At 65.4% G+C, this 15,206-nt stretch carries 16 protein-coding genes and 1 pseudogene; 8 read left to right on the forward strand and 9 right to left on the reverse strand.

All coding sequences use genetic code 11. The annotated features are described in order from the left end of the window. Positions 1-293: pseudogene (locus tag RBR29_RS06180) on the forward strand (histone); the annotation flags it as partial. A 140-nt stretch (positions 294-433) separates the two neighbouring features. Next, positions 434-1,000: a YggT family protein gene (locus RBR29_RS06185; RefSeq protein ID WP_320348093.1), complete on the forward strand. Its 567-nt coding sequence runs from the start codon at positions 434-436 to the stop codon at positions 998-1,000. An 82-nt stretch (positions 1,001-1,082) separates the two neighbouring features. On the opposite strand, the gene RBR29_RS06190 is transcribed toward RBR29_RS06185, so the two are convergent. The 7 genes from RBR29_RS06190 to RBR29_RS06220 form a co-directional block, all read right to left on the reverse strand. Further along, positions 1,083-1,580, reverse strand: a complete 498-nt coding sequence (locus tag RBR29_RS06190; RefSeq protein WP_320348094.1) for a glycine zipper 2TM domain-containing protein — start codon at positions 1,578-1,580, stop codon at positions 1,083-1,085. A gap of 22 nt (positions 1,581-1,602) precedes the next feature. Then, positions 1,603-2,550 (reverse strand): carbohydrate kinase family protein, encoded by a 948-nt coding sequence (locus tag RBR29_RS06195; protein WP_320348095.1) that lies wholly within the window; start codon positions 2,548-2,550, stop codon positions 1,603-1,605. A 15-nt stretch (positions 2,551-2,565) separates the two neighbouring features. Next, positions 2,566-3,618, reverse strand: a complete 1,053-nt coding sequence (locus tag RBR29_RS06200; RefSeq protein ID WP_320348096.1) for a DUF3426 domain-containing protein — start codon at positions 3,616-3,618, stop codon at positions 2,566-2,568. A gap of 15 nt (positions 3,619-3,633) precedes the next feature. Beyond that, positions 3,634-4,548, reverse strand: a complete 915-nt coding sequence (gene prmA, locus RBR29_RS06205; protein WP_320348097.1) for a 50S ribosomal protein L11 methyltransferase — start codon at positions 4,546-4,548, stop codon at positions 3,634-3,636. An 8-nt stretch (positions 4,549-4,556) separates the two neighbouring features. Continuing rightward, positions 4,557-5,903, reverse strand: coding sequence for an acetyl-CoA carboxylase biotin carboxylase subunit (gene accC, locus RBR29_RS06210; protein WP_320348098.1), 1,347 nt, complete (start codon positions 5,901-5,903; stop codon positions 4,557-4,559). A gap of 5 nt (positions 5,904-5,908) precedes the next feature. Next, entirely contained in the window at positions 5,909-6,349 is a 441-nt protein-coding gene (gene accB / locus RBR29_RS06215) for an acetyl-CoA carboxylase biotin carboxyl carrier protein (protein WP_320348099.1), read from the reverse strand. Between the two features lie 280 nt (positions 6,350-6,629). Continuing rightward, complete coding sequence (locus tag RBR29_RS06220; protein ID WP_320348100.1) at positions 6,630-7,112, reverse strand: TlpA disulfide reductase family protein; 483 nt, start codon at positions 7,110-7,112, stop codon at positions 6,630-6,632. A 129-nt stretch (positions 7,113-7,241) separates the two neighbouring features. On the opposite strand from RBR29_RS06220, the gene mpl reads away from it, so the two are divergent. From mpl to RBR29_RS06250, 6 genes are read left to right on the forward strand one after another with little or no spacing between them, the layout of a single operon-like run. Then, positions 7,242-8,633 (forward strand): UDP-N-acetylmuramate:L-alanyl-gamma-D-glutamyl-meso-diaminopimelate ligase, encoded by a 1,392-nt coding sequence (gene mpl / locus RBR29_RS06225; protein WP_320348101.1) that lies wholly within the window; start codon positions 7,242-7,244, stop codon positions 8,631-8,633. Positions 8,634-8,654: 21 nt separating this feature from the next. After that, entirely contained in the window at positions 8,655-10,532 is a 1,878-nt protein-coding gene (locus tag RBR29_RS06230; RefSeq protein WP_320348102.1) for a ribonuclease catalytic domain-containing protein, read from the forward strand. Positions 10,533-10,562: 30 nt separating this feature from the next. Next, positions 10,563-11,459, forward strand: coding sequence for a TonB family protein (locus RBR29_RS06235; protein WP_320348103.1), 897 nt, complete (start codon positions 10,563-10,565; stop codon positions 11,457-11,459). Continuing rightward, positions 11,456-12,169: a monofunctional biosynthetic peptidoglycan transglycosylase gene (gene mtgA, locus RBR29_RS06240; RefSeq protein WP_320348104.1), complete on the forward strand. Its 714-nt coding sequence runs from the start codon at positions 11,456-11,458 to the stop codon at positions 12,167-12,169. The genes RBR29_RS06235 and mtgA overlap by 4 nt, the downstream gene beginning before the upstream one ends. A 60-nt stretch (positions 12,170-12,229) precedes the next feature. Continuing rightward, positions 12,230-13,405 (forward strand): LPS export ABC transporter permease LptG, encoded by a 1,176-nt coding sequence (gene lptG / locus RBR29_RS06245; protein WP_320348105.1) that lies wholly within the window; start codon positions 12,230-12,232, stop codon positions 13,403-13,405. Continuing rightward, on the forward strand, positions 13,402-14,235 hold the full coding sequence (locus RBR29_RS06250; RefSeq protein ID WP_320348106.1) for a symmetrical bis(5'-nucleosyl)-tetraphosphatase: 834 nt from the start codon (positions 13,402-13,404) through the stop codon (positions 14,233-14,235). The genes lptG and RBR29_RS06250 overlap by 4 nt, the downstream gene beginning before the upstream one ends. A 3-nt stretch (positions 14,236-14,238) precedes the next feature. Here the strand turns inward: RBR29_RS06250 and RBR29_RS06255 are convergent, their stop codons facing one another. Together RBR29_RS06255 and ruvX are read right to left on the reverse strand one after the other, a co-directional pair. Then, on the reverse strand, positions 14,239-14,982 hold the full coding sequence (locus RBR29_RS06255; RefSeq protein ID WP_320348107.1) for a lysophospholipid acyltransferase family protein: 744 nt from the start codon (positions 14,980-14,982) through the stop codon (positions 14,239-14,241). Positions 14,983-15,032: 50 nt separating this feature from the next. Then, a partial coding sequence (gene ruvX, locus RBR29_RS06260; protein ID WP_320348108.1) for a Holliday junction resolvase RuvX occupies positions 15,033-15,206 on the reverse strand: 174 nt, incomplete at its 5' end.

Below are 15,206 nucleotides of genomic sequence, written 5' to 3' on the forward strand. Positions count from 1 at the left end.
TGAAAGCCGCTGCGAAAAAGGCCGTCGCCAAAAAGGCCGCACCGGTGAAAGCCGCCGCGAAAAAAGCCGTCGCCAAGAAAGCCGCACCGGTGAAAGCCGCCGCGAAAAAGACCGTCGCCAAGAAAGCCGCACCGGTGAAAGCCGCTGCGAAAAAGGCCGTCGCCAAGAAAGCGCCGGCCAAAAAAACGGCTCAACCCGCCGCGGCCAAGCCTGACACCCCCGCCCCCGAAGCCCGCACGGACACCAATCCGTTGGCATCCTGGCCTTTCCCCGCCACCAGCAAAAGGCCCTGACGGAATCGGGCTTCTTTCCGACCGGAAGGCCCGTAACAGGCACCTCTGGCCCGGCGACATCGCCGGGCCTTTTCATTCACCCACCAGCCGCGCTTGATGCGACAATAACGGCTTCTTTCCCCGCAGCCCAAGAGCACCGCATGGCCCAAGACATTCTGCAGTTCCTGATCGATATCGTGTTCCAACTCTTCGGCATCGGCCTGATCCTGAGAGCCTGGATGTTCGCGATCCGCCTGCACCCCTTCAACCCATTTTCCCAGGCCATTCTGCGTGCCACGGAATGGTTGGTGGGCCCGATCCGCCGAGTCGTTCCCAGCAGCGGCCGCTTCGACTGGCCCAGCATCCTGGCCTGCTGGGTGACCGCGATCCTGTACCTGCTGTTGACCTGGTTGACTGCCATGGGCGGTCTGATGCTTTCCACCTCCGCCATCGGCCCGCTGCTGCTGTCAGGCCTGCTGGTCAGTTTCAAATGGCTGTTCAATGTCATCGTCTGGGTCACACTGATCCAGGCCATCCTGTCCTGGGTCAATCCCCTGTCGCCGATCATGCCGGTGCTCTACACCCTGACTGCGCCATTGCTCGACCCCATCCGCCGGGTGTTGCCACGCATGGGAGGACTGGACCTGTCGCCCCTGGTGCTGCTGGTCCTGGCCCAGATCGCCATGATGGTGCTCAATCACCTGGTATTCACGACCTTCGGCGCCTGAGCGCACCGCCCCCCTTCTCCAGGGGGACCAAGACAAAGGCCCGGCGTTTGCCGGGCCTTTGTCCATGTAGAAGCCGGATCGCTTACATCGGCACCACACGGGTCGGACCGCCGCCGCTGATGACCTGGACGCGCTGGCCAGAACTGAGCGCCACATCGGCTGCCTGGGCAATGACACGCGTTTCGCCATTGTCCAGGCGCACCGTGATTTCCAGGCCGTTGGTCTTGTTGACCTGGTTTTCGATCGCATTGCCAGCCAGACCGCCCAGCAAGGCGCCGCCGATCGAAGTCAGTACCTGGCCGCGGCCACCGCCAATGGAACTGCCCGCGACACCGCCCAACGCCGCGCCGCCGATGGCGCCTACACCAGAAGGCTTGTCGGATTGAATGACCACAGGACGCACGGATACCACCGTGCCGTAGCGCACGATCTGTTCCTGCTGCGCCTGGCCGTAGGTATAGACGGAACTGGAGGCCGACTGGTTGGCGCAGCCAGCCAGGACCAGCAGCGACAGGGAACACCCGGCAACGGCGGCAAGGCGCGCCGCACGGGCAGAAAAAGGATGCGTGAGAATCGCCATGGCTGACTCCTGGAATGAAAAATCAGGCGAGTGAACCCGCACCGATACCGTAATGCGTCTGCAGCACCGCCGCGATGTCCTTGCGCGACGGGCAATGATTCTGCGGACCTCTGTGGGCAATTTTAAAGCCGCCCATGACGTTCGCCAAGCAACAGGCATCCCGCAGGGACCAGCCATTCGACAGGCCATACAACAGGCCGGCACGATGCGCATCACCGCAACCGGTCGGATCCACGACCCCGGACACAGGGACCGCTGGAATATCGGTTCGGACATCGCCGATGAACAACGACGCGCCCTCGCCGCCCCGAGTCACCACCACGGCCTGCAGACCGGCGGCCAGTTCCTGGATGGAGCGGCCCGTGCGTTCTTCAATCACGCTGGCTTCATAATCATTGGCTGTCAGGATGCTGGCCATGTCCAGCATGCGTTGCAGGTCTTCACCGTCGAACAGCGGCATCGCCTGCCCCAGATCGAAAACAAAGGGGATACCGCCATCCCGCAGGCGCTGGGCATGCGCGAACATGCCTTCCTTGGAATCGGGCGAGACAATCGCCCAGCATGCGGTGTGACCGCTCAGGTCGTTTTCTGCCGAGCGCTGCATCGCCCCCGGATGGAACGAGGCAATCTGGTTGTTTTCCTGGTCCGTGATGATGTGGCACTGGGCCGTGTAGGTATCGGGCAGCACACGCACCAGGCGGGTGTCGATCCCCAGGGCGCGCAGGCGCTGCAAATAGTCGTCGGCATCCTGGCCCACCGTGCCGACAGGCACCGGTTGGCCGCCCAGCAGTTTCAGGCTGTAGGCGATGTTGCCCGCGCAGCCGCCGTACTCCTTGCGCAGCGAAGGCGAAAAAAACGACACACTGAGCGACTTGATGCTGTCGGCCAGAATGTGGTCGCGAAACCGCCCCTCGAATACGGCAATGGTATCGAAGGCAATGGATCCGCAGATCAGGACGTCCTTGGACATGGCGATGAGATTCCTTCAGGGGTAGAACAGATCGAGCTGGTAGCCGTTGATGCGCACGCCGCTCAGGGTCAAGGGCACACGCACCAGGACCTCGCTGCGGGCCGCGAAGGGCGCGGCGGCGCGGGCCGGCCCGAGATATTCTGCGGGAGACAGGTTGCGGCGTACCAGCAGCGTACCCGCTCCATCCTTCAGGTCCAGGATCAGGGTTGGCCATTCCTGCGGCTGTTCGGCCTGGTTGCGCAAAGTGGCGTGCAGCACGAAGTGCTGCACGACGGGTTCCGGACTGCCCGGCAACCGGTCGGCAGCGACGTCGGCATCGGCGACCTTGAGCGCAGAACCGGTAATGGCGATCCTGCCGATGTCCCGGAGATAGGGTACTTGGCAACGCAGCGGTTCGCAGGCGCGCTCAAGGGCAGGCCGCAGTGCGGGTGCCAATCGAGCAATATCGGCCCGATAGACATAGGCTGCCTGCGCGGCCAGAAGCAGCACCAGCAGAACCAGCAGCAGCCGGGCGCAAAAGCGCACCAGGGCATCCCACCAACCCAGGGCTTCCTCGTCTCGCAACAGCGGTGCTGCAGATCCACCCTGGCTGCGATGGCCTGGCCGAGCCTCGACCACGAACGGCTCGGCCTGCGCAGGCGCTGCATCCCGATCGCCTGCCTGCGCCTGGAAGCCCCCGGAATCGGGCTTCCATCCCTCGTCGGCCAGGATTTCATCGACCGGACGCACATCGGTGCGGCCCGCCACGCTGCCGATGCGTGGTTCTGGCCGGTCGTCCGGCCAGGGAGCAACGCCTATGTGGAACGTGGACGCCGGGTTAGCGGCCGGCACCATGGGCCTGGCCGAGCGCATGACCTGAGGCGGCTGTCCATCGGCAGCAACCCCAGGCGCACCGGACGGACGAGACGACGCAGAAGGATCCCCGGGCGCATCGGCGACGACTTCGGCATAGCCGTCGAAAATATGCGCACATTGCACACAACGAATATAGCCCTTGCGCAACTGCAAGTCCGACAGGCCCGCCTGGAACACGGTCCCGCATTTTGGGCAGCGTGTGGTCAAGTCCATTGCCGCCGCGCCCCGTCAGGCCTTGTGCCCCGCCAGGCAGACCCAGCCATCGCGGGCGGCCCAGACGATCAAAGGCAGGTAAGGCGCATACGCCTGGCAGACTTCTTCGGCCTGGCGCTCCAGCACACCGGACAGCGCCAGCCGGCCACCGGGCGCCACTCGGGCGGACAACATGGGCGCCAGAAGCTTGAGCGGATTGGACAGGATATTGGCCACCACCACCTGATGGGTGCCGGCGGGCAGCGCATCGGGCAGGCCGACCTGGATATCCACATGATTGGTCGCGGCATTGCGCATCGTGGCCTGTACGGCCTGCTCGTCAATGTCCACCCCCCAGGTCGAACCCGCACCCAGCAGGCGAGCAGCAATCGCCAGGATGCCTGAGCCGCAGCCATAGTCCAGCACGGTCTCGCCACCACGCAGATGGGCCGCCAGCCATTCCAGGCACAGATGCGTGGTGGGATGGCTGCCGGTACCAAAGGCCAGCCCTGGATCGAGTTCGATACGCACGGTGCCGTCCTGGGCACCCGCCAACGGCAGATCCGCATCATCCCGGTGCCAGCTCGGCACGATCCAGATCCGATCGCCCACGGCGATAGGCCCGAACTGCGATTGTGTCAGGCGCACCCAGTCGGCGTCCGGCACATCACGCACGAACCAGTCGTCCGCCGCCGGTGCCGGGCCGGCCAAGCCGTCCAGCGTGGCCAGCAGATGGGCGGGATCGTCGCCGTCGGCCAACAAGGCCACCAGACGGTTGCGTCGCCAGGCCAGGATCTCGGGTTCAGTGCCGGGTTCGCCGAACAGCGCCTGCTCGTGCTCCGTATCGCCATCGGCATCTTCGACCGACACAGACAGCGCGCCGGCCTCCAGCAGGGCGTCGGACCAGGCCTCGGCCTGGCTTTCCGGGCAGCGCAGCACCAGTTCTCGCATGCCGAACCTCAGGCGCGCGCGGCGAGCTTGTGCTCGAGATAATGAATGCTGGTCCCGCCTTCGATGAACCGGGCATCCTGCATCAGTTCGCGATGCAGCAGGATATTGGTATGCACCCCTTCGACGATCATTTCCGACAGCGCAATATCCATGCGCATGATCGCCTGATGCCGGTCATCGCCATAGGTGATGAGCTTGGCAATCATCGAGTCGTAGTAGGGCGGCACGGTGTAACCAGTGAACACGTGCGAATCCATGCGCACACCCGGTCCGCCCGGGGTATGCCAGTTGGTGATCCGGCCAGGACTGGGCGTGAACTTGTAGGGGTCCTCGGCGTTGATCCGGCATTCGATTGCATGGCCGCGCAAGTGGATGTCGCGCTGGCGCAGGGTGAATTTTTCGCCGGCGGCGATACGCAGTTGCTGCTGGACCAGATCGATGCCCGTGATCATTTCAGTGATCGTGTGCTCGACCTGGATGCGGGTGTTCATCTCGATGAAGAAGAATTCCCCGTTCTCGTACAGGAATTCAAAGGTGCCGGCGCCACGGTAGCGCATCTGGCGGCAGGCCTCGGCGCAGCGTTCACCGATGCGCTCGACCAGGGCGCGCTCGATACCCGGCGCGGGGGCTTCTTCGATGATTTTCTGGTGACGGCGCTGCATGGAACAATCGCGCTCGCCCAGCCAGACCGCCTTGCCCTCGCCGTCGGCGAGTACCTGGATTTCGATATGGCGCGGATTTTCCAGGAATTTTTCCAGGTAGACCTCGGGGTTGTTGAACGCAGCGCCCGCCTCGGTACGCGTCATGGCCACCGCATTGAGCAGGGCGGCCTCGGTGTAGACGACTCGCATGCCGCGTCCGCCGCCGCCGCCAGCCGCCTTGATGATGACCGGATAGCCGACCTCGGCGGCGATGCGCAGGATTTCCTGGGGATCGTCGGGCAGCGCGCCGCCCGAACCCGGTACGACCGGCACGCCTGCGGCAATCATGGCCTGCTTGGCGCTGACCTTGTCGCCCATGGTGCGGATGCTTTCGGGGCGCGGCCCGATGAACACGAAACCGCTCTTTTCCACCCGTTCGGCAAAATCAGCGTTTTCGGCCAGGAAGCCATACCCCGGATGGATGGCCTCGGCATCGGTGACCTCGGCCGCCGAGATCAGCGCCGGCATGTTCAGATAGCTGTCGCGGGGCGTGGCAGGGCCGATGCAGACCGACTCGTCGGCCAGCCGCACGTACTTGGCCTCACGGTCGGCTTCAGAATGCACGACCACCGTTTTCACGCCCAGTTCGCGGCAGGCACGCAAGATCCGCAGGGCGATTTCGCCACGATTGGCGATCAGGATTTTCTCGAACATGGCACTCAGGCGATGATGAACAGGGGCTGGCCGTATTCGACCGGTTCGCCATTTTCGACGAGGATTTCCTTGATCACGCCCGACTTGTCGGCCTCGATCTCGTTGAGCAGCTTCATGGCCTCGATGATGCACAGGGGATCGCCTTCCTTGACGGCCTGGCCGACCTCGACAAAGGGGGCGGCATTCGGGTTGGGCGCGCGATAGAAGGTGCCCACCATCGGCGCCTTGACTTGGTGGCCCTGGGGGGCGGCCGGTGCTGGCGCGGCGGCCGGCGCGGCAGGCGCCGCCACGACCTGAACCGGCGCAGGCGCCACAGCCGGCGCCACGGCTTCGGCCTGGGAGAATTTGACGATGCGGACCTTGCCGTCGCCCTCGGTGATTTCCAGTTCGGCAATGCCCGAGTCGGCCACCAGGTCGATCAGCGTTTTGAGTTTGCGGAGATCCATGAGAATAAAAGTCCTGTGTGCTGGCCCATGCGAGAGCGGGCCGTTCGATGTTCGGATCCGGACGGCAGAAACAAATGCGCCGTCGGTCCGACCCCAGCAAGATGGGGAGAATCCACGACGGCCACATGTATTGCTGCTGCCAGCGGGCAGCCCTGGAGCCCTGCCCGAAGCCGCCTGATCCTGAGTATGGAGATACCCTTCAAAGCGCCTTTTTACGCTAAAGCCGCTGATTTGTCCATAAAAACGGGGCTGCGCGGGTCGGGATCCTTATTATTGAAACTTAAAGTATTTGCGCCAGACGGCCCTGGATATCGTCCGGCTTGAGTTCACCAGTGATCGAATCCACGACGCGGCCCCGTCGATCGAACAGCAAGGTGAACGGCAGGCCACCGCCCTTGTTGCCCAGTTCGCGCATCAGCGCAATCCCCTGGGTGCCGGTCAGCAACAAAGGATAGGAGACTTGGATTTTTTCCAGGAAACGTTCGACGTTGCCCTGGGTGTCGATGGCCAGCCCAAGCACCGCCAGTTCGGGGTGGCGCTGATGCAGGGTTTCGAGCAAGGGCATTTCACGCACACAAGGTGCGCACCAGCTGGCCCAGAAATTCATCAGCACCGGCCGGCCCACATACGCCGACAAGGCCTGGTCGCGCCCCTGGAGATCGGTGAACGAACGCCCGAAGACGGGATCTGCCGGCAGGATCGAGGCTCCCGCGCTGCCTGCCCCGACCGCGACCCCCAGCGCCACCAGACTGGTCGTGCGCAAAAATTTCCGCCTGTCCATGTAGAAAAAATACCCCCACGCTGCGCAGGCTACGCCCGCTTGCATCCAATGGCATCAGGTCGATCATAGCACCGGGCCCTGGCAACCTTACAATACAGGCCGGAGGATGCGATGCACATACATATCTTGGGAATCTGCGGCACATTCATGGGCGGTCTGGCCCTGATCGCCCGCGCGGCAGGCCATCGCGTGACCGGCTGCGATGCGGGCGTCTACCCGCCCATGAGCACGCAGCTGCGCGAACAGGGCATCGACCTGATCGAAGGCTTCGAAGCCAGCCAGACCGGGCTGGGCGCGGACCTGTACGTGGTCGGCAACGTCGTCAGCCGGGGCAACCCCCTGATGGAAGCCATCCTGGACAGCGGCCTGCCCTATACATCCGGCCCGCAGTGGCTGGCCGACCATGTGCTGGGCGGGCAGCACGTCCTGGCCGTGGCCGGCACGCATGGCAAGACCACGACCAGCGCCATGCTGGCCTGGATCTTCGAACAGTCCGGCCATCCTGCCAATTTCCTGATCGGCGGCGTGGCACCGGACCTGGGCGTGTCGGCCCGCTATGACCCGGCCCGTCGTCATTTCGTGATCGAGGCCGATGAATACGACACGGCGTTCTTCGACAAACGCTCGAAGTTCATCCATTACCGGCCGCGCACCGCCATCCTGAACAATCTCGAATACGACCATGCCGACATTTTCCCCGACTTGGCCGCCATCGAAACCCAGTTCCATCACCTGGTGCGCACCGTCCCGGCCGCAGGCCAGCTGATCCGCCCAGCCGCCAGCGATGCGCTGGACCGCGTCCTGGCGCGTGGCTGCTGGACACCGGTCGAAACCTTCGGCCCTGGCGGCGACTGGCACGCAGCACCGGAAACGGACGACGGCCAGCGCTGCCGCATCCTGCTGCACGGTCAATCCGTCGGGGTCCTGGACTGGTCGCTTGCCGGAACCCACAACCAGGCCAATGCCCTGGCCGCCCTGGCTGCTGCGCGGCACGCAGGCATCGCGCCGGCAGACGGCATCGCCGCCCTGAACCGGTTCCAGGGCGTGCGCCGCCGCCTGGAACTGCGTGGCACGCAGGATGGCGTCGCCGTCTATGATGATTTTGCCCACCACCCCAGCGCCATCGCCACTACCCTGGACGGCCTGCGCCGCCGCGTGGGCCCGGACGCCCGGATCCTGGCCGTGATCGAACCGCGATCCAACACCATGAAACTGGGCACGATGGCGGCCCGCCTGCCAGAAGCACTGGCCGATGCAAACCAGGTGTTCTGCTACGGCGCCACCCAGGGCCGACATGCCCTGGGCTGGAATCCTGGCCAGGTGCTGGCCTCCCTGGGCGAACGCCTGTGGGCGGGCGATGACCTGGATGCGCTGGCCGACGCCGTCTGCAACACTGCGCAACCCGGCGACCATGTGCTCGTCATGAGCAATGGCAGCTTTGGCGGCATCCATCAGACGCTGCTCGACCGGCTGGCAAGCCGACGTCCCCGGTCCCCCCACTGAACCCGCAGTCCCCTTTCCCGTATGCACGTTCTCTACGAAGACGCCGGCAAGCTCAAGGCCGAAACCATCTTTTCCGAAGCCGACACCTCGCTGCAGGTCGAATCGGCCAGCGGCAAGCGCAGCAAGATCAAACGCAACGCCGTGCTGTTCACGTTCGAACAGCCGTCCCCCGACACGCTCCTGCCCGCAGCCGAAACCCTGGCCGCCACGCTGGACGCCAGCTTTCTGTGGGAATGCGCCCCGCAGCAGGAATTCGAGGCCGCCGCCCTGGCCGAGGAATATTTCGGCCACACGCCCGATGCCGTGGAAAAGACCGCCACGATCCTGGCACTGTCCGCCGCGCCGGCCCATTTCCACCGGCGCGGCAAGGGTGTTTTCCGCCCCGCTCCGCCCGACATCCTGAAGGCCGCCCTGGCAGCCATCGAAAAAAAACGCCGCCAGGCCGAGCTGCAGGGTCAATGGACTGCGACCATGCTGGCAGGCATCCTGCCCGAGGCCCTGCGCGCCGCCGCCCCGACCTTTCTGGACCGGCCCGACAAAAATACCCTGGAATGGAAAGCCTTTGACGCCGCCGTCCAGCAATCGGGCACCAGCCCCGAACGGCTGCTGTTGTCACTGGGGGTCTGGCCCCATCCGCTGGCCATGATGCGCGAACGCTTCCTGTCGATCCACTTCCCCCGCGGCACGGACTGGCCTGCAGTGGACCTCCAGGACTGGGGCGCAGACCTGCCACAGACTGAAATCGAAGCCTACTCTCTGGACGATGCCAGCACGATCGAAATCGACGATGCCTTGTCGGTCTCGACTCCCACACCCGATACGATCCGCGTCGGCATCCACATCGCCGTCCCTGCCCTGGCCGTGACTCGCGGCAGCGCCCTGGATGAGCAGGCCCGTGCGCGCCTGTCCACCGTCTACATGCCGGGCGACAAGATCCCCATGCTGGCCCCCAGCCTGATCGCCGCATTCTCGCTGGACGAAGGCCAGTGGCGACCGGCGCTGTCCCTGTACGTCACCGGCCGCCTCGCCGATGGCGAAATCCTGGACACCGAAACTCGCCTGGAACGCATCCGCGTGACAGCCAATCTGCGGACCGGCCAGATCGGCGAAATCACCGAGGCCGTGCTGAACGACCCGGCGGCACCTCTGCCGCTCGGCCACTGGATGCGCCCCCTGTGGCAATTCGCCCAGGCGCTGTGCGCCGTGCGCGACCGCACGCGCGGCAAACCGGAAAACAACGACCGCATCGAATACGGCTTCGAAATCGACGGCCCACCCGACGATCCGGACTCGACGGTCCGCCTGGTGCCACGCCAGCGCAACGCGCCACTGGACCGCCTGGTGGCCGAATACATGATCCTGGCCAACACCCAATGGGGCGCCCTGCTGGCCCGTCACGGCGTGCCGGGCATCTACCGGTCCCAGCAGGCCGGCCGCACCCGCATGTCCACCCAGGCGCTGCCGCACGAAGCCATCGCCGTGCCGCAGTACATCTGGTCGACCTCGCCGCTGCGCCGCTATGTGGATCTGGTCAACCAGGGCCAGATCCTGGCAGCGGCCGAACACGGTGTTTCCGCGCGCCTGGCCGCCCCCTTCAAGCCCAAGGATGCAGACCTGTACGCCCTGATCGGCGCCTTTGATTCACAATACACGCTGTGGGGCGACTTCCAGGCGGCCATGGAACGCTACTGGTGCATCCGCTGGCTGCAGCAACAGGGCCTGAAAACCGTGCGTGCCCATGTGTTGCGGGAAAACCTGGTGCGGCTGGACTGCGCGCCCTTCGTCACCCGCATCAATGGCCTGCCCGAATTCGAGCGCGGCCAGGAAGTGCAGCTGGACATCCTGGGCTACGATGAAATCGGCCTGGATGTTGAATTCCGCCTGCGGGAAACGGGCTAGGGCTCTCACCACGACAGGAACCGCAAAAGCATGGACACTTTGCCACTGCAATTGCTGGAACCCCAGCGCGAAGGCCGCAGCCGCATGGCGGTCGCGCTGGTGCTGTCCCTGGCGGCGCATGCAGCACTGCTGGCCTGGCGCTTTCTGCCCGTCTCGCCGGCCACGCAACCGTCCTCTCTGGAAGTCACCCTGGTCAACAGCCACAGCGAACAGGCGCCGCTGAATCCCCAGGTGCTGGCCCAGCAGAACCTGGACGGCGGCGGGGATCGGGCACAGGGAATCACGTCTTCTCCCCTGCCACGGACGTCCGACAGCAGCGCCGAAGAGACCGTGCTGGCCGCACTGCGGCGGCGGCAAGCCGAACTCGAGGCCGAACAGCGCCGCCTGCTGAGCCAGGTCGAATCCCTGGACGCGGTCGCCGCCGCCCGGCCATCTCCCACACTGCTGGGCCGCAGCGCGGATCCGGGCGAGGATGACCGCCAGCAGGACAGCCTGGTCATCAGCGCCCGCATCGCAGCCCTGAAAGACCGCATCGAACGCTACAACGCCCTGCCCCGGCAAACCTTCACCGCCCCATCTGCCCGGGCATCGGATGACGCCCGGTACGTAGAAGCCTGGCGCCAGCGCATCGAACTGATCGGCACCCGGCACTATCCGCCCGAAGCGCGTGGCCGCATCTATGGCGACCTGCAGCTGACCGTCTACATCCGGCGCGACGGCAGTCTGGACCATATCCAGTTCGACCGGCCTGCGCAGCAGGCCATCCTGAACAGCGCCGCCCGCCGCATCGTCGAACTGGCCGCGCCATTTGACCCGCTGCCGCCGGAACTGGCACGACACACGGACATCCTGGCCATCACGCGAACCTGGCATTTCACCCGCGACGGCCTGGACATGGTCCCGCCTGGCGTGCAGGCCGCCCAATGAGCCGGCCCAGCCGGAAAATCGCCACGACCGTCCTGCTGACGGTGCTGTGCGCTGCCTTCCTGTACCAGGCCAGCCTGCTGGGCATGGTGGTCTGGTTCAATTTCCGCAATCCATCCAACACCCCGGTCATGCAGGACACGCTCAACGCCCTGCGGGCAGACAACCCCGAGGCCCAGCTGACGTACGAATGGGTGCCTTACGAGCGCATCAGCCTGAACCTGAAGCGCGCCGTCATTGCATCCGAAGACAGTGGCTTCATGGATCACGACGGTGTCGAATGGGATGCCATCCGCAAGGCCTGGCGCTACAACCAGCGCCAGGCCGACCTGGGCCGTTCGCGCCGGCGTGGCGGGTCCACGATCACCCAGCAGCTGGCCAAGAACCTGTTTCTGTCGAATTCGCGCAACTACCTGCGCAAAGGCCAGGAACTGATCCTGACCTACATGATCGAGGCGGTGATGAGCAAGCGCCGCATCCTGGAACTCTACCTGAACGTGGCCCAGTGGGGCACCGCCACCTTCGGCGCCCAGGCGGCGGCCCGGCATTACTTCCGCACGGACGCAGCACGCCTGTCGTCTGGCCAAGCCGCGCAACTGGCGGCCATGCTGCCCAACCCGGCCTACTATGACCGTCACGGCGCCACCGCCTATCTGCGCTCACATGCGGGCACCGTGCGTGCGCGGATGCCGCAGGTCGCGGTGCCCCGGTAACGGCCCCCGGCTGTCCCGGCGGTTCAGGGTACTATTGAGGTTTTCATCGTTTTTCCGGCCATGCGCACGGCACGACGCTACATCGCCCGCGAAATCTACCGCTCGACCGCCGTCGTCCTGGTGGCCCTGGTGGGGCTCTTTCTGTTCTTCGCACTGATCGAAGGTCTGGACAAGGTCGGCCAGCGCCTGACCCTGCTGAACCTGTTCTACCTGCAGGCCCTGGACGTCCCCAACCATCTGTACGAACTGCTGCCCATCGGCCTGCTGATCGGCGCGGTGCTGGCGCTTGCGGGACTGGCGCAGCGCAACGAACTCACCATTCTGCGGGCCTCGGGGGTCAGCGGCCTGCGCCTGCTGGGCGCCCTGTGGCTGATCACGATTCCCCTGGTCCTGGGGGCCTTCATCCTGTCGGAATTCATCACCCCCGCCGCCGAACTGCGCGGCAGTGAATCCCGCCTGGCCCTGTTGGGCCGCACCGACGGCGGCCGGCTATCGAGCGGCTACTGGTTCAAGGAAGCCGACAGCCAAGGGGGCACCCGCATCATCAACATCGCCCAGCTTTCCGGCCAGGGCCGCGTCAGCGATGTGGTGCTCTACGAATTCGCAGCAGACGACACCCTGCTGGATGTCGTCCATGCCGCCAAAGGACAATTCGAGCAAGGCCGTCTGGTGCTGCGCGACCTGACCGAAACCCGCATCCGCCCGCAATCGGCGAACGCCCTGGCCAATGCGCAGGTGCCCGACGCCCCCATCAGCGAACTGGTCCACCTGGACGAGCGCAGCATCTCCACGACGCTGACGCCCGAACGCCTGATCGCCCGCATTCTGACGCCCGAACGCATGGCGATCTCGGATCTGCTGGACTACATCCATTACCTGAAGAACAACCAGTTGCAGGCCGACCGCCAGGAAGTCGCCCTGTGGCGCAAGATCGCCTACCCCTTCACCCTGCTGGTCATGATCACTATCGCCGCGCCGATCGGTTTCATGCAGACGCGCCGGGGCGGGGTCGGGGTCAAAGTCTTCGCAGGCATCATTCTGGGGGTGGGCTTTTTCATGCTCAACCAATTGGCCCTGAACGCCGGCATGCTGGGCGACTGGCCCCCCTGGGCCACCGCCCTGGTGCCCAGCATGGTTGGCCTGGCTGCTGCCCTGCTGGCCCTGTTGGGCATGGAACATCGCCATCCGCTGGCCCTGTGGCTGCGCCAGCGCCGGATCCAGCGGAGCCCCGCATGACGCCTGCCCCCCCCCACCAAGGCGACGTCTGGGTCATTGGCGATGTCCAGGGCTGCGCCGGCGCCCTGCGCGCCCTGCTCGCCCATCCCGAACTGTCCCGCCCCGACACCGAACTCTGGTTTGCCGGGGATCTGGTCAACCGCGGCCCCGATTCCCTGGGAGCACTGCGCCTGATCCAATCCCTGGGATCGCGCGCGCGCGCCATACTGGGCAACCACGACTTGCATCTGCTGGCGGTGGTGGCCGGCGTGCGTCCGCCGGGCCGGTCCGACACCTTCCAGGACATCCTGGAAGCCCCCGATGCCGCAGAACTGATCGACTGGCTGCGCCACCGGCCGCTGCTGGTGCGCGATCGGGGCCACGTCATGGTCCATGCCGGCATCCTGCCCGCCTGGACCCTGGACCAGGCCCAGGCACTGGCCGGCGAAATCGAAGCCGCCCTGCGCCAGCCCGACTGGCATCCCGCCTTGCACGACCTGTATGGCGAAGAGCCCCTGCAGTGGGACGACAGCCTGCGCGGCCCGGATCGCATGCGGGTGATCGTCAACGCCCTGACCCGCATGCGGGTCTGCCATGCGGACGACGGCCGGATGAATTTCCGCCACAAGGCAGGCCCCCACGACAAGCCCGGTCTGGTGCCCTGGTTCGAACTGCCAGGCCGGCGCGATCCCGCAGAACCGGTGGTCTTCGGCCACTGGTCCGCCCTGGGCCTGCACATCCGCCCGGACGCGACCTGCCTGGATACCGGCTGCGTCTGGGGGCGCGCGCTGACCGCGCTGCGGCTGCGCGACCATCACATCATCCAGCAGGACTGTTCCGCCTGCCGCTGAAATTCACTTTGGCTCGGCGCGTACGGCAGCACCGATGGCGGCCTGAGCACACCGTGCCACATCCGACCGCGACAGCCCATCTGCGGTCCGGATCGGCGCCAGGAATTCGCATTCCACCGTCACTCCCCAGGCACCGAGCAGGCACCACAGGTTGGCCACCAGCGTCTGTTCACCGACGAAGGCCAGTTCCGGCGCGCGCCGCCCCCGCCTCAGGAAGCGCAGGGCCACCGGCTGCGTCGGCACGCCGGCCCGCACGGCAGCATCGAACAGCCCCGCATGAAAGGGCCGCACATCCGCACCATCCGTGGTCGTGCCTTCGGGAAACAAACCCACCGCATCGCCCTGGTCGAAGCAGGCACGCATCTGGCGGCCGGCATCACGCACGGCGTGCCGATGATGACGATCGATGAACAGCGTGCCCGCCCAGGCCACCAGCAACCCGATCACCGGCCAGCGCCGGATATCGCTCTTGGCCACGAACGACGTGGTGCGCACGCTGTTGAGCACAAAGATATCGACCCAGGAAACGTGATTGGCCACCCACAGGACGGCCCCCCGGATCACCGGATCACCCAAGCACCGCACGCGGACACCGCACAGCCACATCAGCCCCCGCGACCACGCGCCCACGATTCTGCGCCGCTGGGTGCGGCGCAGAATCGGAAACACCACCAGTTCGGTCAACAGGCCCAGCAGAACCCAGGCCGACACACAGACGAAACGGAACAGGAACAAGAATAGCGCCACCGGCATCCCCTACCCTGAATGGGCAATGGCGCACATCATAATTCAGCCATTCACGAACCGTCCGTCGCCGGATGATCCAGATACCGCTGCAGAATCACGGCCGCAGCCATGGCATCGTCTGCGGCGTGGGTGCCCAGGATCTGCTGGGCTTCAAGGCTGGAACCTCGTTCGTCGACCAGCACGACAGGGATGCGGAAACGGCCCTCGATCTGGTGCGCGAAACG

It is taken from the genome of Castellaniella sp. (assembly GCF_034007085.1).
GTDB lineage: Bacteria > Pseudomonadota > Gammaproteobacteria > Burkholderiales > Burkholderiaceae_B > Castellaniella.

What these genes read in the sequence shown, in the direction of transcription:
- RBR29_RS06200 (WP_320348096.1), bottom strand. Translation starts at nt 3,618, where the DNA reads ATGGACTTGACCACACGCTGCCCAAAATGCGGGACCGTGTTCCAGGCG.
- mpl (WP_320348101.1), top strand. Translation starts at nt 7,242, where the DNA reads ATGCACATACATATCTTGGGAATCTGCGGCACATTCATGGGCGGTCTG.
- mtgA (WP_320348104.1), top strand. Translation starts at nt 11,456, where the DNA reads ATGAGCCGGCCCAGCCGGAAAATCGCCACGACCGTCCTGCTGACGGTG.
- prmA (WP_320348097.1), bottom strand. Translation starts at nt 4,548, where the DNA reads ATGCGAGAACTGGTGCTGCGCTGCCCGGAAAGCCAGGCCGAGGCCTGG.
- lptG (WP_320348105.1), top strand. Translation starts at nt 12,230, where the DNA reads ATGCGCACGGCACGACGCTACATCGCCCGCGAAATCTACCGCTCGACC.
- RBR29_RS06230 (WP_320348102.1), top strand. Translation starts at nt 8,655, where the DNA reads ATGCACGTTCTCTACGAAGACGCCGGCAAGCTCAAGGCCGAAACCATC.
- RBR29_RS06190 (WP_320348094.1), bottom strand. Translation starts at nt 1,580, where the DNA reads ATGGCGATTCTCACGCATCCTTTTTCTGCCCGTGCGGCGCGCCTTGCC.
- accB (WP_320348099.1), bottom strand. Translation starts at nt 6,349, where the DNA reads ATGGATCTCCGCAAACTCAAAACGCTGATCGACCTGGTGGCCGACTCG.
- RBR29_RS06235 (WP_320348103.1), top strand. Translation starts at nt 10,563, where the DNA reads ATGGACACTTTGCCACTGCAATTGCTGGAACCCCAGCGCGAAGGCCGC.
- accC (WP_320348098.1), bottom strand. Translation starts at nt 5,903, where the DNA reads ATGTTCGAGAAAATCCTGATCGCCAATCGTGGCGAAATCGCCCTGCGG.
- RBR29_RS06185 (WP_320348093.1), top strand. Translation starts at nt 434, where the DNA reads ATGGCCCAAGACATTCTGCAGTTCCTGATCGATATCGTGTTCCAACTC.
- RBR29_RS06195 (WP_320348095.1), bottom strand. Translation starts at nt 2,550, where the DNA reads ATGTCCAAGGACGTCCTGATCTGCGGATCCATTGCCTTCGATACCATT.
- RBR29_RS06250 (WP_320348106.1), top strand. Translation starts at nt 13,402, where the DNA reads ATGACGCCTGCCCCCCCCCACCAAGGCGACGTCTGGGTCATTGGCGAT.